We start from the raw sequence: 20,528 nt of genomic DNA, 5'->3' as shown, positions 1-20,528 counted from the left end.
CGACAGGAACGCCATGGCAACCGAAGCGGCCGCCGCCCATCTCACCACCGGTGAAGGGCAACGCGATCTCGAATCATTCGGCTACAAGCAGGAACTCAGCCGCTCCGTCTCCACGGCCGATCTCATCGTCTACGGCTTGGTGTTCATGGTGCCCATCGCACCGTGGACCATCTTCGGGACGGTCTACAACAGCGCGTCGGGCATGGTGCCGCTCGTCTACCTGATCGGTCTGGTCGCGATGGTGTTCACCGCGCTGGCCTACTCCCAGATGGCCAAGTCGTTCCCGTTGGCGGGGTCGGTGTACGCCTACGTGGGCCGCGGTATCCACCCCGGCCTGGGCTTCTTCGCCGGCTGGGCCATCCTGCTCGATTACCTGTTGATCCCCACCCTGCTCTACGTCTTCGCCGCCGAGTCGATGGTCGGACTGTTCCCGGGCACTCCGCGCTGGGTGTGGGCGATCGTCTTCGTGGTGGTGAACACGATCATCAACCTGCTCGGCGTAGGTTCGCTCAAGCTCGTGAACCGCGTATTCCTTGCCGTGGAACTGGTTTTCGTCGTGCTGTTCGTGATCATCGCGGTACGCGCCATCAATGGACAGTCACTGCCCGACGTCGGATGGAGTGCGCTGCCGATCTGGAACTCCGAGGTGGTCACCGCACCGTTGATCGCGGCGGCACTGTCGATCGCGGTGCTGAGCTTCCTCGGATTCGACGGCATCTCGACGCTGGCCGAGGAATCGACCGGTAAGAAGAACCCGGCCGGCCGGGCGATGATCGTCGCCTTGTTCGTGGTGGCGTTCCTGTTCATCACCCAGACCTGGCTGGCCAGCCTGCTGGCCGGAGGCCGCGAATCGTTCGGTGACGACGAGGTGGGAAACGCGTTCTTCCTGCTGGTACAGGCTGCGTCGAGCACAGGCTGGATGAACGCGTTCTTCGTGGTCAACGTGCTCGCCGTCGGTTTCGCCAACGCCATGGCCGCCCAGGCCGCCACCAGCCGGTTGCTGTTCTCGATGAGCCGCGACCGCCAGCTGCCCGCATTCCTGTCCACGATCAGCTCTCGCAAGGTGCCGATCGCAGCCATCCTGGTGGTCAGCGCCCTGAGCCTGGTGCTGGTGCTGTTCTTCGTCGGGCAGATCGGATTGATCTCGTCGCTGGTGAATTTCGGTGCGCTGTTCGGCTTCTGCCTGCTGCACGCCTCGGTCATCTGGTACTACCTGGTGCGCCAGAAGTCCAAGAACTACCTGCTGCACCTCGTGGTGCCGACCATCGGCTTCCTGATCATCGGCTACGTGTTGATCAACGCAGACGCGCTGGCGAAGATCGGCGGTGTCGTCTGGCTCGTGATCGGCGCAATCATCTTCGTCACCAATATGATCCGAGGACGCGGGGTCCCCGAGCTAGCTGAGGAACCGGCGACGTAACGGCTCGGCGAGGTCGCCACGGCCCCCCACCTCGACCTCGCCCACCCCCAGCCACGACGCCATCGTCCTCAGCTCGACGGCCAGGGCCTCCGCCACCCGCGCGGGGTCCTGGCCGTTCTCTATGAATGCCCCTGGTACCTGCAGCGCGGCGTCGGTGCGTTTGAGATCCACCCGCGCCACCAACTCGCCGTCGAGTAGGAACGGCCATACGTAGTAACCGAACTGGCGTTTGGGCGCGGGTGTGTAGATCTCGATCCGGTAGTGAAAATTGAACAACCGCTCCACCCGGGGCCGGAAGAAGATCAACGGGTCGAACGGGCACAGCAGCGCAGTCCCCCGGTCACGGCGCGGCACGATCTGCCCCGCGCGGAGATACGCCGGGGTTCCGTCGATGTCGACGGGCTCCAGCTCCCCGTCGGCCACCAGCTTGGCGATCGCCGGCTTGACCTGTCTGGCCCCCATCCGGAAATAGTCGCGGATATCGGCCTCGGTGCCGACACCCAGCGCGGTGGCCGCCCGCAGGGCCAGCTCACGGACCGCCTCATCGTCGTCGACCTCCCGGGCCAGCACCGCCGGTGGCAGCACCCGTTCGGTCAGGTCGTAGTGCCTGGCGAACCCGACGCGGGTCGCCGTCGTCAAAACCCCTGACGACCACAGCGCCTCGGCCACCCACTTGGTGTCGCTGCGGTCCCACCATGGCCCTTTGCGGCCGCGTGGCTCGGATTCCAGGTGGGCCTCGATCTGACCGGCGGTGGACGGGCCGAGCTCGGCGACCGCGGTGACGATGTCCTCGGCCAGCTTCTGGTTCTTCCGGACGATCTCGGTGCCCCACCGGCCGTGGGTGTACTCACGCATCCGCCACCGCAGCAGCGGCCAGTCCTCGACGGCCATCAGCGCGGCCTCGTGCGCCCAGTACTCCACCAGCAGCCGGGGTGAGCGCGCACTGTGCGACCACGCGGCCCGCTCCAAGATGTCGCGGTCATACGGCCCCAGCCGACTGAACACCGGGGCGTAGTGCGCTCGCACGGCCACCGACACCGAATCCAGCTGCAGCACCTGGATCCGGGAGATCAGCTTGCGCAGATGGGCACGGGTGACCGCACCGCGGGGCCTGGGTTCGTGAAACCCCTGCGCGGCGACGGCAATGCGGCGGGCCTGCGCGCTCGTGAGGGTAGCCACGATGCCATCGTTCCCTATGCCACCGACAAGTAGCGGAGCGGATTGGAGCGAGGGTACCGACAAGTCGATGAGGCGCATTGGCGATACTGGTCCGCGTGGCGTTCGAGTGGGATGCGTTCGAGACCGAGTTGACCCTGGCCGCTGCCAACGCGGTCCGCGCGATGGTCGAGGCGGCCGGGTCAGAGACGCCGTATGCCGTGGCGTTCAGCGAGTTCTACGCCGAGACCACCGGGGTGATCTACCTGCCCAACCTTGCCCTGGCCACCGAGGAATCGGTGGAGGAACCCGATTGCCGGTTCAGCCCGCCCGATTGGGAGCACCAGGACTATGAGTGGGGCGACACCGATTCGCGGTGGGGTGAGCGGCTCAGCGCGGCAGTCACGGGATTGCCTCGTGCGCAGTGGGAGCAGGAATGGGACCGGTTCGCACAGGCGATGTTGAATGTCGCCGCGCGCACGCGGACCGCACTCGTCGCCGACGGCACCCTGCCCAACGACGCGGTGGTCTATCTCGACGACGAGGACGCAGATCTTCTGGTTCGTTCGTTGACCGCCGATGAGCTGCGGCGTCATTTCCCCGAGTATGTCGCGGCCACGGAGGCCGAACGAGACGTGCTGGCGATGCCGGTTGAGCAGCGAGTGGCGGTCCTCGCCGCGGCGGCGGGCCTGGCTCCCGGGCCAGCCGGCGTGCTCGGCCGCGAACGCGCGACCGAGCTCCTGCTCGACACCGGTGCGGCTGCGGTGCCCGTCGGACTCGCGGCCCTCGGGCACCCCGAGACCGCTTGGACGGGCGGCAAACTCCTCGCCGACCTGAACATCGCGACGCCCGAGGTGATGGACGCACTGTGGGCGGCACTACCGCTGCGGGGTAACGCCCACGACTGGGTGGCGACTGCCCTGGGGCGCCTCGGTGCCGGGCTGGAGGTGTTGGCACGCCACGACCTGCCGGCTGGGAGCAGGGCGGCCGCAGTCGCCGCGCCGTACCGTTCGTTCCGTGATCACGGGCGCGGGCACCCGCCGTTGGATTACACGCTGCTGGCCGCCGGGCTCGCCGATCCGGCAGTCGCCGCGATCGTGGCAGAAGATCTGAAGCCGGGACGAGGGTTCTGCACGCTCGACGCTGCCGACCTACCGGGCGCCCGGCCCGGGCTCGAGCATCCCGAGCCGGTGATCCGCCGTCACGCGGTCATCGTCCTCGGTGATCTGATCGGGCTCATGGGCCCCGGCGACCTCGACAGCGATGAGGTGACGGCCCTGGAGAAACGGATCGCCGAGCTCGCAGCCGAAGACCCCGACAGCGAGGTGCGCAGGCTGGCCGGCTACAGCGTGCGCGCGTAGCTGCAGTACCGGTACCGCAGTCCTGAACTGCTGGTCAGCCAGTCGCCCGTGGTCTTCGTCCAGGAATCGTCGAGCTCGGGTGCCATCGCGTCACCCTCGGTCGGCGGCAGGTCGAGGTCGATCTCGGTGACCTCGCATCGGTCCGCGAATCGCAGGGCTTGTGCATAGATCTGCCCACCACCGATCACCCAGCCCCGGAATACGTCACCGATCTCGGTGACCACCTCGGCGCCGTCGGCCACATATCCGGGGTTGCGGGTGATGACGACGTTGCGCCGCCCTGGCAACGGGCGAACCTTGGCCGGCAGCGACTCCCAGGTCAGCCGGCCCATCACCACGGTCTGCCCGAGGGTGAGTTGCTTGAACCGGGCCTGATCTTCCGGCAGATGCCATGGGATGTCGTTGCCACGGCCGATGACGCCGGTGCTCGACTGCGCCCAGATCAGCGCCAGGCGCCGAAGATCGCCTGTCACATGCTTATCGGTCATACCGCGACGGGCGCCTTGATTGCCGGGTGCGGATCGTAGTTCATGATGGCAACGTCCTCGTATTGGTAGTCGAAGATCGAATCACGGTGCGCCAGAACGAGTTCCGGATAGGGCCGGGGTTCGCGACCCAGCTGCAGAGCCACCTGGTCGACGTGGTTGTCGTAGATGTGGCAATCACCGCCGGTCCAGACGAACTCACCGACACCCAGCCCGGCCTGCGCGGCCATCATGTGGGTCAGCAGGGCGTAACTGGCAATGTTGAACGGGACGCCCAGGAAGAGGTCTGCGCTGCGCTGATACAGCTGGCAGGACAACTTCTGATCGGCGACATAGAACTGGAAGAAGGCGTGGCACGGCGGCAGCGCCATCTGCGGGATCTCGCCGACGTTCCATGCCGAAACGATGTTGCGCCGCGAATCGGGGTCATGCTTGAGCAGTTCGAGCGCATTCGAGATCTGGTCGATGTGCTCACCGGACGGGGCCGGCCACGACCGCCACTGCACCCCGTAGACCGGGCCGAGATCGCCCGTGTCACTGGCCCATTCATCCCAGATCGTGACACCGTGGTCCTGCAACCACCGCACGTTCGAATCGCCGCGCAGGAACCACAGCAACTCGTAGATCACCGATTTGGTGTGCACCTTCTTGGTGGTGATCAACGGAAAGCCGGCGGCCAGGTCGTAACGCATCTGGTGCCCGAACAGACTGCGGGTGCCGGTACCGGTGCGATCGGACTTCCGCACCCCCTGTTCAGTCACCTTCCGCAAGAGGTCCTCGTAGGGCGTCTGGATCGGCACACACTCAGCTTACGTGCCGTCACGAGGAGTAGAACGGTAGCCATGCCGACCACCACAGACACGATCACCACTGCCGATGGCACCTGCCGCGTCACCGTCGCCACGCCGGAGGGGGATGGCCCCTGGCCCGGGGTCGTGATGTTTCCCGACGCCGGCGGCCTGCGTCCCACGATGGAAGATATGGCGGCCAAGCTGGCCGGATTCGGTTACGTCGTGCTGGTGCCCGACGTGTATTACCGCACCCCCGGCTGGGGTCCCTTCGACCTCAACACCGTGTTTGCCGACCAGGAGCAGCGCAAGCAGCTCTTCGAGCTGATGGGCACGCTCACCCCGGAGATCTTTGCCGCCGACGCCGAAGCGTTCTTCGACTACCTCGCCGGCCGGCCCGATGTCTCCGGCGAGAAGTTCGGCACCACCGGCTACTGCATGGGCGGGCGGGCGTCCCTCATCGTCGCCACCCGGGTGCCGAAGCGGGTCGCGGCCGCGCTGTCCTTCCACGGCGGCAGGCTGGCGGTCGAAGACGATCCCGACAGTCCTCACCTGCTGGCCGACAAGATCCAGGCGACGGTCTACATAGCCGCCGCCGAGAACGATGCCTCCTTCACCGAGGACGACGCCAAGAGGTTGGAGGACGCGCTGTCCGGCGCCGCCGTCGACCACACCATCGAGTTCTATCCCGCAGCGCACGGCTTCGCGGTGCCTGATCATGCGGCGGTCTACGACGAGGCGGCGGCAAAGCGGCACTGGGAGAACACCGAGCGGGTGTTCGGGGCCGCGTTCGCCCCGGCATAGGCAGTAGGCGACGATTGACGCGTGTATGACCAGCCCTTCTCCGACGAGTCCCATCCCACCGAGCCCGGATTCCGGATCGACCCGGTACTGGCCCGGAGCTGGTTGCTGGTAAACGGCGCACAGTATGAGCGGTTCGCCCCCGCGGCCCGCTCCCGCGCCGACATCGTGGTACTCGACATCGAGGATGCGGTCGCCCCCAAGGACAAGGTGGCCGCTCGCGAGAAGGTGACCCGGTGGCTGGCCGACGGCAACAGTGACTGGGTCCGGATCAACGGCTTCGGCACCCCGTGGTGGGCCGATGACCTGGACATGTTGACCGGCACATCGGTGGGCGGCGTCATGCTGGCGATGGTCGAATCGGTGGACCATGTCACCGAGACGGCCCGGCGGTTGCCCGATGTGCCGATCGTCGCCCTGGTGGAGACGGCCCGCGGACTCGAGCGGATCACCGAGATCGCCTCGGCCAAGGGAGCATTCCGGCTCGCGTTCGGCATCGGCGACTTCCGCCGCGACACCGGTTTCGGCGACAGCCCGGCAACCCTGGCATATGCGCGGTCGCGGTTCACCATCGCCGCCAAGGCCGCCGGACTCCCCGGCGCCATCGACGGCCCCACCGTCGGGTCCAGTGCGCTGCGACTGTCGGAGGCCACCGCGGTGTCGGCCGAGTTCGGCATGACCGGCAAGATCTGCCTGACGCCCGATCAGTGCCCGACCGTCAACGAGGGCCTGGCCCCCTCCCAGGATGAGATCAGTTGGGCCAAGGAGTTTTTCGCCGAATTCCAGCGCGACGGTGGCGAGATCCGCAACGGGTCAGACCTGCCCCGCATCGCTCGGGCCAACAAGATCCTCGATCTGGCGCGGGCGTACGGCATCCACGAACCCGAGTACAGCGACGACCCGGATCACGTGCCGGCCCCGTCCGACACGTATCACTACTGAGCTTGGTTCAGGCCGGCGGTTTGGCGTCGTTGCGGTGCATGAAGGTGTTGATCCCGCGGGCCACACCGCGGCCCGCGTAGATGCCTGCCGCCACTGAAACGACGATCATCACGACGAATGTCAGTGTCCAGTTGGTCCGGCTGTGGCTGACATTCCACCAGATGAAGGTGAACAGCAGCGCGCAGATGAAAACCACGATGTCGCGCCAGTTGCCGCGATAGGACATCGCGGCCCGACGAATTTCGCGGGAGCGGTCACCGGCCTCGATGAGTTCGTCGATGCGCCGGTCGATGCTCGCCTGCATCCGGGCCCGCCGGTCGACCTGATCTTCCGGAATCCGGGCCAGCAGGTCGAGATCTTTGCTGATCATGCCGCGGACATCCGGCGGCTTGAGATTGCCCGCCGCTACACCCAATAACGCACCACCGGCGATGGGTGCCGCCCCCAGCGCGAGATCAGCGAATCCTGGCATTACGTCCCTCCCTCACTCCATCAGCGTTGCGGCCAAGGTGCCGCCCAGCTCGTAGGCCCGTTCCCGGACACCGGCGTCGAGCGCACCCGTGACTTCAAGCACATCAGCCGCTTTGACCAACGCCAGCCCCGTCACGATCTTGTCGACCGCGTTCGCCGCGCCGACCGTGTCGTTGTTGCCGTGCACCCACAGCCCGTACGGACGCCCGGCCACGTGATCGAGGCTCGGGTAGTACACGGTATCGAAGAAGTGCTTGAGGGCACCGCTCATGTAGCCGAAATTGGCTGTGGTGCCGAACAAATAGCCGTCGGCGGCCAACATGTCCGTGACGGTCGCAGCTAACGCCGGCTTCAGTTCGACCGTCACGCCGGAGATGTCCGGATCGTGCGCCCCGGCAAGCACTGCCTCGAGGAGCTCCCGCGTCGCCGGCGACGGCGTGTGATGCACCACGAGCAGCGTCTTGGTCATGACGGCTGCTGTTCCTGCATCCGCACCGCCGTGCGCATGGTCTCGCGCGCGCGGCCCCGGTCGCCGGCGAAGTCGTAGGCGCGGGCCAGCCGGTACCAGCGAACCCAATTGTCCGGGTCGGCTTCCAGTTCGGCCTTGACCGTCGTGAACAGTTCATCGGCCGCGTCGCGCTCGATACGCCCCGACGGCCGCGTCGGCAGCTCGCTGACGTCGAGTTCCATGCCCTGCTCGCGCGCGAGACGGGCCAACCGTTGGTGCGCCAGCCCGGCACGCAGCGTGGTGACCAGCACCCAGACACCGATCAGCGGGAACGCCAGCAGTGCCAGGCCCAGTCCGATCGCGGCCGGCTCGCCCGAGGTGATGAAGATGAACGCGGTGCGTCCGAGCATCAAGAAGTAGGCGATCAGCGCCAGGCACATGAAGCCGATCACCAGTTGGATGCGCAGCGACCGCGCGCCGTCACTCACGACAGATCGAGCAGCGGTTCAATGCCGATGGTCAAGCCCGGCCGCTCGCTGACCTTGCGCACAGCCAGCAGCACCCCCGGCACGAACGAGGATCGGTCCAGGCTGTCGTGGCGGATCGTCAGCGTCTCCCCCTGGGTGCCGAACAGCACCTCCTGATGGGCGACCAGCCCGGCCAACCGCACCGAGTGCACCGGTACGCCGTCCACGTCGGCACCTCGGGCGCCGTCGAGACCGGTGCTGGTGGCATCCGGGTTGGGCGGCATGCCTTTTCGCGCCTCGGCGATGAGCTTCGCGGTGCGCGCGGCCGTGCCCGACGGTGCGTCGGCCTTGTGCGGATGGTGCAGTTCGATGATCTCGACCGATTCGAAGTACCGCGCCGCCTGCTGGGCGAAGTGCATGGACAGCACCGCACCGATCGCGAAGTTGGGCGCGATGAGCACCGCGACCTCCGGCTTTTCCTTGAGCCAGGCTTCCACCTGTTCAATGCGGTCCCAGGTGAATCCGGTGGTCCCGACGACGGCGTGAATCCCGTTGTCGATGAGGAACTTCAGATTGTCCATCACCACATCGGGATGGGTGAAGTCGATGACCACGTCGGTCATCGTGTCGGTGAGCAAGCTCAGTGGGTCACCCGCATCCACGCCGGTGGAGAACGTCAGATCCTCCGCGGATTCGACCGCGTGCACCATGGTCGCGCCGACTTTGCCCTTAGCCCCGAGAACGCCAACTCGCATGGTTGCGAGCCTACTGCCGGGGTTGCCCACAGGTTCGGACCGGTCCGACATGGGAGCCGCCCGCGGTGGCGGGTCCATCAGCGCCATCCCGGCGACCAGATGACATCACCATTTTACTTCCACTTGACATAGTTCATTTTGGAAGTAAATTGTGAGCCGCACCACTCACCTATCCACTTTCTTGGAGGTCACCCGATGTCAAGCGACGTTTCACTCGTCCGTCCAGACGCCGCAGATGTGGACTTCACCCGGTCGGGAGTATCCCGTTTCCCCAACCGCGACCTCGGCGTCCCGAGGTTCAGCTGCGAGGTGGGAGTTCCGCTCGCAGAGCAGAAGGAGCTCGGCCACAACCGCTGGCACCCCGATATCCCGCCACTGCACCATCTCGGACCGGGCGACGAGGTAATCCTCGAGGCCGGCGGCTACGACGATTACCAGTTGCAAGACGTCGATGACGACCAGGACGTCCGCGACTTCGATCTCACCCGCACCCACCCGATCACCGGTCCGGTATATGTCGACGGCGCACAACCGGGCGATCTGCTGGTGGTCGATGTGCTCGACGTGCTCCCGCTGTCAGGCATCGGCTACTCGAACATCCTGCCCGGGATGGGCGGACCGCTGGCCAGTTGGTTCCCGGACGGCTTCAAGACGGTCTGGGACTTGCACGGCCTGTTCGCCACCAGCCGCCAGATCCCCGGCGTGGAGATCCCCGCGATCAGCCATCCCGGAGTCATCGGCGTCGCCCCCTCACACGAACTGCTCGCGATCTGGAACGAGCGGGAGGACCCGCTCATCGCCGAGGGCCTCGCGGCGCCGCGTGCGGACGCCATGTCGACCGCGGTGCTGCGCACGCTGGAGGGCAAGGAGTGGGAGCGTGTCGCCGCGACCGCGGCCCGGACGGTCCCACCAAGGGAGAATGGCGGCAACCTCGACATCAAGAACCTCTCCCGCGGTTCGCGGGTGTACTTCCCGGTGTTCGTCGAGGGTGCCTTGTTCTCCACCGGCGACTTCCACTTCTCCGAGGGCGACGGCGAAATCACCTGGAACGCCATCGAAATGGACGGCGTCGGATGGTTCCGGTTCAACCTGATCAAAGACGGCATGGCCAGGTACGGCGTCCGCACACCGATGCTGCGACCGTCACCGGTCGACCCAAACCTGGGTACCCGGTATCTGTCGTTCACCGGACTGTCCGCCCGCGGCAAGGAGCAGAAGTACATCGACGCCACGATGGCCGCGGTGGATGCGGTCGAGCAGGCAATCGAGTATCTGGGCAAGTTCGGCTACACGCCCGAGCAGGCCTACACGATCATCAGCGTGGCGCCGTGTGAGATGCACGTGGGCGGCATCGTCGACATCCCGAACGCGGCTGTGACACTGAAGGTTCCGCTCGACATCTTCGACAAGGACATCCTTCCCAAGTAATCCGTCGGACGCGGCGCCGGGCCCTGAAAAGCCCGGCGCCGCAAGAGCATCCAACAGAAAGCGGGCACAGATGAGCAATGTCGGACTGTTCTACGTCGGCGCCGTCCTGATCGTGAACGGCATCATGCTTCTCGGGCGCATCTCCCCCCGGTCGGCCGCACCACTGAATCTCTTCGTCGGCGCGATGCAAGTGGTGATCCCGACCGTGCTGCTCATGACTGCGGACGGGGATGCGGCGACAATCGCCGGCGCCGCCGGTCTCTATCTGTTCGGATTCACCTACCTGTGGGTCGGCATCAATGGCATCACCGGATGGCCACCCGAAGGGTTGGGTTGGTTCTCCCTCTTCGTGGCAGTGGCCGCTGTCGGGTACGCGGCCCACACCTGGAGTGCCGGCGGCCGGATCTTCGTCGTGATCTGGCTGGCCTGGGCAACGCTGTGGCTACTGTTTTTCCTGGTCCTCGGACTCGGACGCGCCCAACTCACCCGGTTCACCGGAGCACTGGCGGTCGCCGAGGGCGTTCTGACTGCAGCCGTTCCCGCCGGCCTGGGCCTCGCCGGGGTGTGGACCGACTCCGCCACCGGAGCAGTGATCGCGGCTGTTCTGGGGTGCGCCGTGTTGGTCACGCTGTGGCTGATCACCCGCACCACGACGACCGCCGTACCGGTCTCGACGTCGAGGGCTCTGCGGACCAACAGCTGATCGCGCCCACTTCGACCGGTCTCAGTCGCCGGCAAGCTTCGCCAGAAGCGTTCCCAATTCACCCAATTCCGCCCCGGTCAGCGGGGAACACGCCCGCTCGAGTGCAGCCGACACCGCCGGAGCCAGTTCACGATGCCGGTCGACGCCACGCTCACTCAGGCGGACCATCATGCGGCGCCGATCGTAGGAATCCAGCGTCCGGTAGACCAGTGCTGCGTCGACGAGCCGGTCCACCGTGCGAGTGAGGCTCGGCCCGGGTATGAGGGTGACGGTGGAGACCGAACTCATGGTGGCTTCCCGCACCGATGCCAGATGGTCGATCACCCGCCATTGGTCCAGCGTGAGTCCCGAACCGGCAAGGCCGCTGCGCACGGCGGCACGCACCAGCGCGGCGGCCCGGTCGATGGCGAGCGTTTCCAGCAACGGGACGACCTCGTCCCGATCGGTCCGCACAGTTTGACCCCCTTGCTGGACTTCGTTCCAAACGCAATACTTCCAGATGAATATTACGCTGCTGTGCCCATGCGATGGGGCGCAAGGAGGCATGGCGATGTCGCGGAATTACCGCATCGGACTTGTCATTCCACTGCGAGGCCCGGGCGGGATGTACGGCCCGTCATGCGAGGCCGTGGCGAAGCTCGCCGCCGCCACGCTCAATGACAACGGCGGCATCCTCGCCCGCGAAGTCGAGATCGAGGTGATCGACGCCAGCCTCCCCGGCCCCGAACTGCAGAACGAGATCATGCAATTGATGTCCCACGACCAGATCCACGCGGTGACCGGCTGGCACATCTCGACGGTCCGTGAACAACTCGCACCGGTGCTGACCCACCGGATCCCCTACGTGTACACGTCCCTCTACGAGGGTGGCGAGTCCCGCCCGGGTGTCATCTGTTCAGGCGAAACTCCCGCGTTGCAGATCGCACCCGCGCTGCGGTGGCTGCAGGAGAACATCGGCGTCCAGCGGTGGGCGGTGGTCGGCGCGAACTACGTGTGGCCGCGGCGCACCGTGCCGGCGATTCGGGAGTACTGCCACCAACTGGATCTGCAGATCGTGGAGGAGGTCTACGTCAACTACGGCACCACCGACTATTCCCGTGTCCTACCGCGCATCGAGCACAGTGGCGCCGAGGGCATCATCATGCTGCTGGTGGGCCGCGATGCCGTGGCGTTCAACCGAGCCTTCAGCGAACAGGGCCTGCATCACCGCATCCTCCGGTTCAGCCCGCTGATGGAGGAGAACATGCTGCTGGCCAGCGGCGCGGATGCCACCGAGAACCTGTACGTGGCTGCGAGCTACTTTCAGAATCTGGTCTCGGCGAGCGCACAGGACTTCATGTCCGACTATGTGCACAGATTCGGGCCGAGCGCGCCACCGCTGAACAACGCCGCTGAATCCTGTTACGAGGGTGTCGCCACACTCGGTGCCCTGGCGACCGCGGCCGCGTCGACCGACGTAGACGAGATGGCGCTACATCGCGGCTCGGTGAGCTATGACGGTCCACGCGGTTTCGTCCACGCCAGCGGTGGGCTGATGCATCAAGACGTGCACATCGCCGTCGCGGACGGGTACGAGTTCGACGTGGTTGCCACGTTGTGAGATCCGAGCCGCCTTGGTTGGTCGGGGATCCCCGGATATCGAGACGCGTTCACCTAGCGTAGGCGTATGCGCCTCTTTCCCATCGCCCTCGCCGTCCTTGCTATGGCGGGCTGTTCCGACAACGCGGCCGCCGATGACACCACGCTCGACGGCCGCACGTTCGTGTCGGAGCGGGTCGAAGGTGACCAGATCCCCGGCGGCGGGCCGTTGACGGTCGGTTTCGACGGGAATCGGATCAGCACGTACGCCGGCTGCAACCACGGCTCGGGCACCGCCGATCTGGCCGAGGGCCGGATCACCACCCAACTGGCCATGACGATGATGGCCTGCCCGCCGCCGGTCGGCGATTCGGATGCCTGGGTGTCAAAGTTCTTCGACGCCAAGCCAACCTGGGCGCTGTCCGGCGATTCCCTCACGTTGCGCACCGACGCCGCGACCGTCACGTTGCGGGACAAGAAAGTGGCCGATCCGGATCGCCCGCTGACCGGCACCACCTGGCAGGTCACCAGTCTGGTGTCCGCGCAGGCGGTCACCACCTCGGTCGCGCTCGAGCAGTCCAAGCCCACGTTGACCATCGGGGATGACGGCGCGGTCAGCGGCTCGACCGGCTGCAACCGGATCACCGGCCACGCAACAGTTTCCGGGTCACCGGCCGTCATCGACTTCGGCCCGTTGGCCACCACCAGGATGGCCTGCCCACCGGAGGTTGCCGAGGTTGAGCAGGCCGTGCTGCGAGTGCTCAAGGGCACGGTGCAGACCTCCGTCGACGCCGACGAGTTGAAGCTCTCAGGCGCCGACGGCAACGGATTGGTACTGCGGGCGCAGTGATGTCAGAGCGGTGACGCCCCGCGCAGGTGCTCGAAGATCAGCGAGGTCTGCGTGCCCGCGACGTCGGCGTCGGCGTTGAGGTGCTCCACCACGAACGCCCGCAGATCCTCGGTGTCACGCGCGGCCACGTGCAGGATGAAGTCGTCTCCCCCGGCCAGGAAGTACACGTCCATCACCTGCGGCAGTTGGCGGATATGGGCGATGAAGTTTCGGATCTTGCCCCGCGCGTTCGACTGCAGACTCACCGAGATCATCGCCTGCAGGCTGAGCCCCACCGCAGCCGGATCGATGTCGGTATAGAAGCCCCGGATCACCCCGATCTCCTGGAGCCTGCGCACCCGACCGTGACAGGTCGACGCGGCGACCCCGACCGCGTCGGCCAGTGCGCTGTTCGACATACGGGCATCGGCATGTAACGCGAGCAGAATTCGGCGGTCCACCTCGTCGAGTTCAGCCCGAACATCCTTCGGCGAACGGGCCGTGCGGCCCGGCATGTTTGACGATTCTTCAGACACCCAGCGACTCTAACGAATCTTCATCGGAGATATTGCTCACTTACCGAAGGTTCTTCACAATTATTGTCAGCACCCAACCTTGAAGGAGCGACCATGCTCGTCGGCATCCCGACCGAGATCAAGAACAACGAGTACCGAGTGGCGATCACCCCGGCGGGCGTGGCGGAGCTGACCCGACGCGGTCACGACGTGATCATTCAGGCCGACGCCGGCGAAGGCTCAGCCATCACCGACAACGACTTCAAGGCCGCCGGTGCCGAGATCGTGGCCACGGCCGACCAGGTCTGGGCCGAGGCCGAACTGCTCCTCAAGGTCAAGGAGCCCATCGCGGCCGAGTATTCGCGCATGCGCAAGGGCCAGACGCTGTTCACCTATCTGCACCTGGCGGCATCCAAGGAATGCACCGACGCACTGCTGGCCTCGGGTACCACCTCGATCGCATATGAGACGGTTCAAACCGCTGACGGGGCGCTGCCGCTGCTCGCCCCGATGAGCGAGGTCGCCGGCCGCCTGTCCGCACAGGTCGGCTCCTACCACCTGATGCGCACACAGGGCGGCCGCGGCGTGCTGATGGGAGGCGTCCCCGGCGTCGCGCCTGCCGAGGTCGTCGTCATCGGCGGTGGCGTCGCCGGCTACAACGCCGCCCGTATCGCCAAGGGCATGGGCGCCCACGTCACGGTGTTCGATCTGAACATCAACACGCTGCGCAAGATCGACAACGAGTCGGGTAGCAGCATCGAGACCCGCTACTCGTCGTCCCTGGAACTTGAGGAGGCCGTCAAGAAGGCCGACCTCGTGATCGGCGCGGTGCTGATCCCCGGGGCCAAGGCCCCCAAGTTGGTCACCAATTCGACGGTGTCCCACATGAAGCCGGGCGCGGTGCTGGTCGACATCGCCATCGACCAGGGTGGCTGCTTCGAGGATTCGCGTCCCACCACCCACGACGATCCGACGTTCGCCGTTCACGACACGGTGTTCTACTGCGTGGCCAACATGCCCGGCTCGGTGCCGCGCACGTCGACGTTCGCGCTGACCAACGCCACCATGCCGTACGTGCTCAAGTTGGCAGACAAGGGCTGGAAGGCCGCCTGCGAGGCCGACCAGGCACTCGCCAAGGGCCTCTCTACGCATGAGGGCGCGCTGCTGTCCGAGCAGGTGGCCATCGACCTCGACATGCCGTTCACCGATCCGGCCACTGTCCTGGCCTGATCTCACGCACCGCCGCCCGGCTGGAGTTCGCTCCGGCCGGGCGATGTGCATTCCAGTACCGGCGATGCCCGGCAGCCGCCCGTATGCACGCTGTTCACCGCACATTCGACCGGTGGCTCGACGCCGGTGCTTGGATCGAAAGGGCAAGCCTCACAAGGCCTTTTCCTCCGATCTACGTTCCAGGACTGAGGAGTCACCCATGGTCAACCTGCCCGTCGCGCACCAGCCCCGCCCGTTGCTGCCCGAGCTCTCGGAGTTCTTCGCCGGGATCACACCGTTCGCCAGCCTGCGCCCCATCTTCGAGCGCAACCTCATGCGCATCGAGGACGAGGTCACCGAAGACCACTACGAACTGCGGGCCGAGATCCCCGGTATCGATCCCGCGAGCGATGTTCAGATCACCGTGGCCGACGGCCAGCTGACGGTGAAGGCCGAGCGTTCCGAGCGAGCCGACACCACGGCGCGGTCGGAGTTCTCCTACGGCTCGTTCCTGCGCACCGTGACGCTGCCCGCGGAAGCCGACGAGGAGAACATCACGGCCGGCTACGAGCGCGGCATCCTTACCGTGCGCGTGCCGTTGTCGCAGAACCCCGCGGGAGCCCGGCAGATCGCGATCCAGGGTGCCGAGAACGGCTCGGCCGCAATCGGATCCGCCGAGCACTCAGAGTAACGACGGCAGCACGAGAGCCGTCAGCTCACCGATGAGCGGGCGCAGGTTGTCGGCCTTCGGGTCGTCGGCCTGTGACCGCGTCATCACAGCCAACAACAACCGTTGCCCGTCGGGCCCGTAGGCGATCCCGACATCGTTGGTGCTGCCGTAATCCCCGCTGCCGGTCTTGTCGGCAGTGGTCCAGCTGTCCGGGAGTCCGGCGCGCATGCTCGATGTCTGATTGGCCCGCATCCAGTCCTCCAACTGGCGGCGCTGCGGCGGGTTCAGCGCGTCACCGGCCAACATCGCCCGGTACCCGATGGCCAGCGCAGCCGGGGTGGAGGTATCCCTCGGGTCCCCCGGTATCGCCGAGTTCAACTCGACCTCCCAGCGATCCAGGCGGGTGCGCTCGTCTCCGACGCTGCGGGCGAACGCGGTGATACCCGCAGGCCCGTCAATCGTTTTCAGCAGCAGGTTGCCCGCAGTGTTGTCACTGCGCTGCAGCGCCGCCTGACACAACTCCGCCAGCGTCATCTCGGCACCGGCGTAGGTCTCGGTGACCGGAGAGTTCGGCACGATCGCCTCCGGGTCGACGAACACCCGGTTGTCCAGCGAAATCTGGCGGCGGCCGACCATCTGCAGCACGCGCCCGGCGGCATAGCCTTTGAAGGTCGAGCAGATCGCGAACATCTCGTCGTGCCGGTGGGTGAGCGTCCGCCCGGAAGCCAGATTGGCCGCGTACAAGCCGATCAGGACGTTGTCACGACGTTCCAGTTCCGCGATCTGGTCATCGACCGGGGCGGCGAAAGCCGGTGCGGCGTTACCCACACCGACGGCAGCCGCCGCCACGAGCGAACCGATCAGAACATTGCGTCGCGAGAGTCCCGTCATCGGACCCAGCGTAGCGGGTCAGCCGGCGATAGCTTGAAGTTGTTGCGGCAGAGTCTTTTTGGACCGATGTGGGCCGAGTACCGCGGCACCATAGTCGCGAGACAGCAACTGGTGGGCCACCGCGTTGACCTCTTCGAGAGTAACCGCATCGATCTGGGCCAACGTGTGATCGATGGTCCGGTGTTCACCGTAATTGAGCTCGCTGCGCCCGATCCGGTGCATGCGCGATCCGGAATCCTCCAGCCCGAGCACCAGCCCACCGCGCAACGAGCCCTTGGCGATGCGGCATTCGTCGGCGGTGATCCCGTCTCGGGCAACGCCTTCCAGAACATCGGTGGTCACCCGGACCACTTCGTCGAACCGTTCCGGCTGACATCCCGCATACACCGAGAGCGCCCCGCTGTCGGCGAAGGTATCCACCGTCGAGTACACCGAGTAGGCCAGGCCGCGGGATTCCCGGATCTGTTGGAACAGACGGGAACTCAGACCACCGCCGAGCGCGGTGTTGAGCACCGACAGCGCCCAGCGGTGTTCCCAGTGCCGGCCGGGCGTGCGAACGCCCAGCGACACGTGGGTCTGCTCGCCGTCGCGGTCGACCACGAGCAATGACGGCTTGCCGCCGACCCGTCCAGCGCCCTTACGCGGTGCCACCGCGGTGCGCCCCGCTTCCAGCCGCGGACCGAAATGCTCCCGCACCAGCGACAATACGACGTCGTGGTCGATGTTGCCCGCCACCGCCACGATCATCCGTTCGGGCGTGTATCGACGGACGTGGAACGAATGCAACTGCGCGCGTGTCATCGTCTCGATCGACTCGACGCTGCCGATCACCGGACGTCCGACCGGGTGATCACCGAACATCGCCGACAGGAAGACGTCACCGAGACTGTCCTCGGGATCATCGTCGCGCATGGCGATCTCTTCGAGGACGACGTCGCGTTCCACCTCGACGTCCTCGGTGGCACACCGACCCCGCAACACGACGTCGGCCACCAGATCGACCGCGAGTTCCAGGTCGGAATCGAGCACGTGGGCGTAGTAGCAGGTGTGCTCGCGAGTGGTGAACGCGTTCAGCTCACCGCCGACGGCATCGACAGCCTGAGCTATCTCGACCGCGCTGCGCGTCGGGGTGGCCTTGAACAGCAGGTGCTCCAGGAAGTGGGCGGCACCCGCGACGCTTCGTCCTTCGTCGCGGGAGCCGACACCCACCCAGACTCCGACGGATGCGGAACGCACCGACGGGATGTACTCAGTGACCACCCGGAGTCCGCCGGGCAGATCTGTCCGGCGGACATGTGTGGTGTTCAGTGCAGACGCCTTGGTTCGAGCTGAGGTGATCAGGACTCGGCAGCAGCGGCAGCGGCGTCGGCCGGAGCCGGAGCACCGTCGGTAGCTGCCTCGGCCTTCTCCGCGCCCTCTTCGTCGACGAGCACCAGCGAGATCTTGCCCCGGTTGTCGATATCGGCGATCTCGACGCGCAGCTTGTCGCCGACCTTCACCACATCCTCGACCTTGGCAATGCGCTTGCCGCGGCCCAGCTTGGAGATGTGGACCAGGCCGTCACGACCCGGCAGCAGCGACACGAACGCGCCGAAGTCGGTGGTCTTGACCACGGTTCCGAGGAACCGCTCACCGATCTTGGGCAGCTGCGGGTTGGCGATGGCGTTGATCTTGTCGATCGCGGCCTGCGCCGCCTCGCCATTGCTGGCGCCGACGAACACGGTGCCGTCGTCCTCGATGGAGATCGACGCGCCGGTCTCCTCGGTGATCGAGTTGATCATCTTGCCCTTGGGCCCGATGACCTCACCGATCTTGTCAACCGGCACCTTGATCGTGGTGATCCGCGGTGCGTACGGGCTCATCTCGTCGGGCGTGTCGATGGCCTCGGCCATCACGTCGAGGATCGTCAGGCGCGCGTCCTTGGCCTGCGCCAGCGCACCGGCCAGCACCTTGGACGGGATGCCGTCGAGCTTGGTGTCGAGCTGCAGGGCGGTGACGAAGTCCTTGGTGCCTGCGCACTTGAAGTCCATGTCGCCGAAGGCATCCTCGGCGCCGAGGATGTCGGTCAGCGTCACGTAGCGGGTCTCACCGTCGACCTGGTCGGAGACCAGGCCCATGGCGATGCCGGCCACCGGCGCCTTGAGCGGAACACCGGCGTTCAGCAGCGACAGGGTCGAGGCACACACCGAGCCCATCGAGGTCGAGCCGTTTGAACCCAGGGCCTCCGACACCTGACGGATGGCGTACGGGAACTCCTCGACGCTGGGCAGCACGGGAACAAGGGCCCGCTCGGCCAGCGCACCGTGGCCGATCTCGCGGCGCTTGGGCGAACCCACGCGACCGGTCTCACCGGTCGAGAACGGCGGGAAGTTGTAGTGATGCATGTAGCGCTTGCTGGTCTCGGGCCCCAGCGAGTCGATCTGCTGGGCCATCTTGACCATGTCCAGCGTGGTGACACCCATGATCTGGGTCTCGCCGCGCTCGAACAACGCGCTGCCGTGCGCCCGCGGGATGATGGCCACCTCGGCCGACAGCGCCCGGATGTCGGTCACACCACGGCCGTCGATACGGAAGTGGTCGGTCAGGATGCGCTGGCGCACAAGCTTTTTGGTCAGCGAGCGGTAGGCCGCGCCGATTTCCTTCTCACGACCGGCGAAGGTATCGCCCAGACGCTCGAGCACCTCGACCTTGATCTCGTTGGTGCGGTCGTCGCGCTCGTGCTTACCCGCGATGGTCAGTGCCTCCGACAGCGCGTCGGTGGCGACCGCGGCCACGGCGTCGTAGACGTCGTCGGCGTAGTCCGGGAACAGCGGGTAATCGGCGATCTCCTTGGCGGCCTTCTCGGCCAGCGCTGCCTGAGCGTCGCACAGCGTGGCGATGAACGGCTTGGCCGCCTCAAGGCCCTCGGCGACGACGGCCTCGGTGGGAGCCTGGGCGCCGCCGGCGACCAACTCGATCACGTTCTCGGTGGCTTCGGCCTCGACCATCATGATCGCGACATCGTCGCCCACCTTGCGTCCCGCGACGACCATGTCGAAGACAGCCTTCTCCAGCTGCTCGACGGTCGGGAAGGCGACCCACTGGCCATCGATCAGGGCGACGCGCACGCCGCCGACCGGACCGGAGAACGGCAGGCCGGAGATCTGCGTCGACGCCGAGGCGGCATTGATGGCCAGCACGTCGTACAGATCCTTCGGATCCAGGCTCAGCACGGTGACCACGACCTGGATCTCGTTCCGCAGACCGCTGACGAACGACGGGCGCAGCGGCCGGTCGATCAGGCGACAGGTCAGGATCGCATCGGTGGAGGGACGGCCCTCACGCCGGAAGAACGAGCCGGGGATCCGGCCCGCGGCGTACATCCGCTCCTCGACGTCGATGGTCAACGGGAAGAAGTCGAAGTGGTCCTTCGGCGTCTTGCTGGCGGTCGTCGCGCTCAGCAGCATGGTCTCGTCGTCGAGGTAGGCGACGACGGAGCCGGCGGCCTGCTGCGCGAGCCGCCCGGTCTCGAAACGGATGGTGCGGGTGCCGAAGCTCCCGTTGTCGAGGGTTGCGGTGGATTCGAACACACCGTCTTCAAGTTCAACTACAGACATAGAGTCCGTTGGCCTC

At 66.2% G+C, this 20,528-nt stretch carries 22 protein-coding genes; 10 read left to right on the top strand and 12 right to left on the bottom strand.

What is annotated here, in order from left to right:
* The first annotated feature begins 13 nt into the window (after nt 1–13).
* A complete protein-coding gene (locus tag EYZ64_RS12880; RefSeq protein WP_135453783.1) occupies nt 14–1,420 on the top strand; it encodes an APC family permease in 1,407 nt (468 codons plus the stop codon).
* Here EYZ64_RS12880 and EYZ64_RS12875 read toward each other — a convergent pair.
* Nucleotides 1,397–2,599, bottom strand: a complete 1,203-nt coding sequence (locus EYZ64_RS12875; protein WP_135453782.1) for a winged helix-turn-helix domain-containing protein — start codon at nt 2,597–2,599, stop codon at nt 1,397–1,399. The two genes, EYZ64_RS12880 and EYZ64_RS12875, sit on opposite strands and share 24 nt — an antisense overlap.
* A 95-nt stretch (nt 2,600–2,694) precedes the next feature.
* Here EYZ64_RS12875 and EYZ64_RS12870 point away from each other — a divergent pair, with 95 nt between their 5' ends.
* Entirely contained in the window at nt 2,695–3,936 is a 1,242-nt protein-coding gene (locus tag EYZ64_RS12870) for a DUF4303 domain-containing protein (RefSeq protein WP_135453781.1), read from the top strand.
* Here the strand turns inward: EYZ64_RS12870 and EYZ64_RS12865 are convergent.
* Together EYZ64_RS12865 and EYZ64_RS12860 are read right to left on the bottom strand one after the other, a co-directional pair.
* Nucleotides 3,918–4,424, bottom strand: a complete 507-nt coding sequence (locus EYZ64_RS12865) for a dihydrofolate reductase (RefSeq protein ID WP_135453780.1) — start codon at nt 4,422–4,424, stop codon at nt 3,918–3,920. The two genes, EYZ64_RS12870 and EYZ64_RS12865, sit on opposite strands and share 19 nt — an antisense overlap.
* Complete coding sequence (locus tag EYZ64_RS12860) at nt 4,421–5,221, bottom strand: thymidylate synthase (protein ID WP_135453779.1); 801 nt, start codon at nt 5,219–5,221, stop codon at nt 4,421–4,423. Before EYZ64_RS12860 ends, EYZ64_RS12865 begins: the two co-directional genes overlap by 4 nt.
* A 42-nt stretch (nt 5,222–5,263) precedes the next feature.
* On the opposite strand from EYZ64_RS12860, the gene EYZ64_RS12855 reads away from it, so the two are divergent.
* Together EYZ64_RS12855 and EYZ64_RS12850 are read left to right on the top strand one after the other, a co-directional pair.
* The gene (locus EYZ64_RS12855; protein ID WP_135453778.1) at nt 5,264–6,013 is read left to right on the top strand and encodes a dienelactone hydrolase family protein; all 750 of its coding nucleotides are present in this window, start codon (nt 5,264–5,266) and stop codon (nt 6,011–6,013) included.
* Between the two features lie 21 nt (nt 6,014–6,034).
* Entirely contained in the window at nt 6,035–6,952 is a 918-nt protein-coding gene (locus EYZ64_RS12850) for an HpcH/HpaI aldolase/citrate lyase family protein (protein WP_135453777.1), read from the top strand.
* 7 nt (nt 6,953–6,959) lie between these two features.
* On the opposite strand, the gene EYZ64_RS12845 is transcribed toward EYZ64_RS12850, so the two are convergent.
* The 4 genes from EYZ64_RS12845 to dapB are packed head-to-tail and all read right to left on the bottom strand — an operon-like array spanning nt 6,960 to nt 9,093.
* Entirely contained in the window at nt 6,960–7,424 is a 465-nt protein-coding gene (locus EYZ64_RS12845) for a hypothetical protein (protein ID WP_135453776.1), read from the bottom strand.
* A 12-nt stretch (nt 7,425–7,436) separates the two neighbouring features.
* A complete protein-coding gene (locus EYZ64_RS12840) occupies nt 7,437–7,892 on the bottom strand; it encodes a flavodoxin family protein (protein WP_135453775.1) in 456 nt (151 codons plus the stop codon).
* Nucleotides 7,889–8,359 (bottom strand): hypothetical protein, encoded by a 471-nt coding sequence (locus EYZ64_RS12835; RefSeq protein WP_135453774.1) that lies wholly within the window; start codon nt 8,357–8,359, stop codon nt 7,889–7,891. Before EYZ64_RS12835 ends, EYZ64_RS12840 begins: the two co-directional genes overlap by 4 nt.
* Complete coding sequence (gene dapB / locus EYZ64_RS12830) at nt 8,356–9,093, bottom strand: 4-hydroxy-tetrahydrodipicolinate reductase (protein WP_135453773.1); 738 nt, start codon at nt 9,091–9,093, stop codon at nt 8,356–8,358. Before dapB ends, EYZ64_RS12835 begins: the two co-directional genes overlap by 4 nt.
* A gap of 195 nt (nt 9,094–9,288) precedes the next feature.
* On the opposite strand from dapB, the gene EYZ64_RS12825 reads away from it, so the two are divergent.
* On the top strand, nt 9,289–10,521 hold the full coding sequence (locus EYZ64_RS12825; RefSeq protein WP_135453772.1) for an acetamidase/formamidase family protein: 1,233 nt from the start codon (nt 9,289–9,291) through the stop codon (nt 10,519–10,521).
* 70 nt (nt 10,522–10,591) lie between these two features.
* Complete coding sequence (locus EYZ64_RS12820) at nt 10,592–11,224, top strand: AmiS/UreI family transporter (protein ID WP_135453771.1); 633 nt, start codon at nt 10,592–10,594, stop codon at nt 11,222–11,224.
* A gap of 21 nt (nt 11,225–11,245) precedes the next feature.
* Here the strand turns inward: EYZ64_RS12820 and EYZ64_RS12815 are convergent, their stop codons facing one another.
* Nucleotides 11,246–11,677, bottom strand: coding sequence for a MarR family winged helix-turn-helix transcriptional regulator (locus EYZ64_RS12815; protein ID WP_167857814.1), 432 nt, complete (start codon nt 11,675–11,677; stop codon nt 11,246–11,248).
* A 97-nt stretch (nt 11,678–11,774) separates the two neighbouring features.
* On the opposite strand from EYZ64_RS12815, the gene EYZ64_RS12810 reads away from it, so the two are divergent.
* Both EYZ64_RS12810 and EYZ64_RS12805 read left to right on the top strand, forming a co-directional pair.
* Entirely contained in the window at nt 11,775–12,824 is a 1,050-nt protein-coding gene (locus EYZ64_RS12810) for a substrate-binding domain-containing protein (RefSeq protein ID WP_286174822.1), read from the top strand.
* A 66-nt stretch (nt 12,825–12,890) separates the two neighbouring features.
* On the top strand, nt 12,891–13,652 hold the full coding sequence (locus tag EYZ64_RS12805; RefSeq protein ID WP_135453768.1) for an META domain-containing protein: 762 nt from the start codon (nt 12,891–12,893) through the stop codon (nt 13,650–13,652).
* A 2-nt stretch (nt 13,653–13,654) separates the two neighbouring features.
* Here EYZ64_RS12805 and aldR read toward each other — a convergent pair whose 3' ends face one another.
* Entirely contained in the window at nt 13,655–14,167 is a 513-nt protein-coding gene (gene aldR / locus EYZ64_RS12800; RefSeq protein ID WP_450068892.1) for an HTH-type transcriptional regulator AldR, read from the bottom strand.
* A gap of 93 nt (nt 14,168–14,260) precedes the next feature.
* On the opposite strand from aldR, the gene ald reads away from it, so the two are divergent.
* Together ald and EYZ64_RS12790 are read left to right on the top strand one after the other, a co-directional pair.
* Complete coding sequence (gene ald, locus EYZ64_RS12795) at nt 14,261–15,376, top strand: alanine dehydrogenase (protein WP_135453767.1); 1,116 nt, start codon at nt 14,261–14,263, stop codon at nt 15,374–15,376.
* A 199-nt stretch (nt 15,377–15,575) separates the two neighbouring features.
* Nucleotides 15,576–16,046 (top strand): Hsp20/alpha crystallin family protein, encoded by a 471-nt coding sequence (locus tag EYZ64_RS12790; RefSeq protein WP_135453766.1) that lies wholly within the window; start codon nt 15,576–15,578, stop codon nt 16,044–16,046.
* Here the strand turns inward: EYZ64_RS12790 and bla are convergent.
* From bla to EYZ64_RS12775, 3 genes are read right to left on the bottom strand one after another with little or no spacing between them, the layout of a single operon-like run.
* Nucleotides 16,038–16,916 (bottom strand): class A beta-lactamase, encoded by an 879-nt coding sequence (bla, locus tag EYZ64_RS12785; protein ID WP_135453765.1) that lies wholly within the window; start codon nt 16,914–16,916, stop codon nt 16,038–16,040. The two genes, EYZ64_RS12790 and bla, sit on opposite strands and share 9 nt — an antisense overlap.
* A gap of 18 nt (nt 16,917–16,934) precedes the next feature.
* Entirely contained in the window at nt 16,935–18,224 is a 1,290-nt protein-coding gene (locus EYZ64_RS12780; RefSeq protein WP_135453764.1) for a M16 family metallopeptidase, read from the bottom strand.
* A gap of 29 nt (nt 18,225–18,253) precedes the next feature.
* Nucleotides 18,254–20,512 (bottom strand): polyribonucleotide nucleotidyltransferase, encoded by a 2,259-nt coding sequence (locus tag EYZ64_RS12775; protein WP_135453763.1) that lies wholly within the window; start codon nt 20,510–20,512, stop codon nt 18,254–18,256.
* Nucleotides 20,513–20,528 lie beyond the last annotated feature (16 nt).

The organism is Mycobacterium sp. DL99 (genome assembly GCF_004762045.1).
Classification (GTDB): domain Bacteria; phylum Actinomycetota; class Actinomycetes; order Mycobacteriales; family Mycobacteriaceae; genus Mycobacterium.
Note: the sequence above shows the minus strand (reverse complement) of the source record. Positions and strands in the feature narration are given on the sequence as shown.

Bases quoted from the DNA above. Each gene is read 5' to 3' on its own strand.
- EYZ64_RS12840 (WP_135453775.1), bottom strand. From the start codon at position 7,892: ATGACCAAGACGCTGCTCGTGGTGCATCACACGCCGTCGCCGGCGACG.
- EYZ64_RS12820 (WP_135453771.1), top strand. From the start codon at position 10,592: ATGAGCAATGTCGGACTGTTCTACGTCGGCGCCGTCCTGATCGTGAAC.
- EYZ64_RS12845 (WP_135453776.1), bottom strand. From the start codon at position 7,424: ATGCCAGGATTCGCTGATCTCGCGCTGGGGGCGGCACCCATCGCCGGT.
- EYZ64_RS12855 (WP_135453778.1), top strand. From the start codon at position 5,264: ATGCCGACCACCACAGACACGATCACCACTGCCGATGGCACCTGCCGC.
- EYZ64_RS12825 (WP_135453772.1), top strand. From the start codon at position 9,289: ATGTCAAGCGACGTTTCACTCGTCCGTCCAGACGCCGCAGATGTGGAC.
- dapB (WP_135453773.1), bottom strand. From the start codon at position 9,093: ATGCGAGTTGGCGTTCTCGGGGCTAAGGGCAAAGTCGGCGCGACCATG.
- EYZ64_RS12865 (WP_135453780.1), bottom strand. From the start codon at position 4,424: ATGACCGATAAGCATGTGACAGGCGATCTTCGGCGCCTGGCGCTGATC.
- EYZ64_RS12810 (WP_286174822.1), top strand. From the start codon at position 11,775: ATGTCGCGGAATTACCGCATCGGACTTGTCATTCCACTGCGAGGCCCG.
- bla (WP_135453765.1), bottom strand. From the start codon at position 16,916: ATGACGGGACTCTCGCGACGCAATGTTCTGATCGGTTCGCTCGTGGCG.
- EYZ64_RS12880 (WP_135453783.1), top strand. From the start codon at position 14: ATGGCAACCGAAGCGGCCGCCGCCCATCTCACCACCGGTGAAGGGCAA.
- EYZ64_RS12790 (WP_135453766.1), top strand. From the start codon at position 15,576: ATGGTCAACCTGCCCGTCGCGCACCAGCCCCGCCCGTTGCTGCCCGAG.
- ald (WP_135453767.1), top strand. From the start codon at position 14,261: ATGCTCGTCGGCATCCCGACCGAGATCAAGAACAACGAGTACCGAGTG.
- EYZ64_RS12805 (WP_135453768.1), top strand. From the start codon at position 12,891: ATGCGCCTCTTTCCCATCGCCCTCGCCGTCCTTGCTATGGCGGGCTGT.
- EYZ64_RS12775 (WP_135453763.1), bottom strand. From the start codon at position 20,512: ATGTCTGTAGTTGAACTTGAAGACGGTGTGTTCGAATCCACCGCAACC.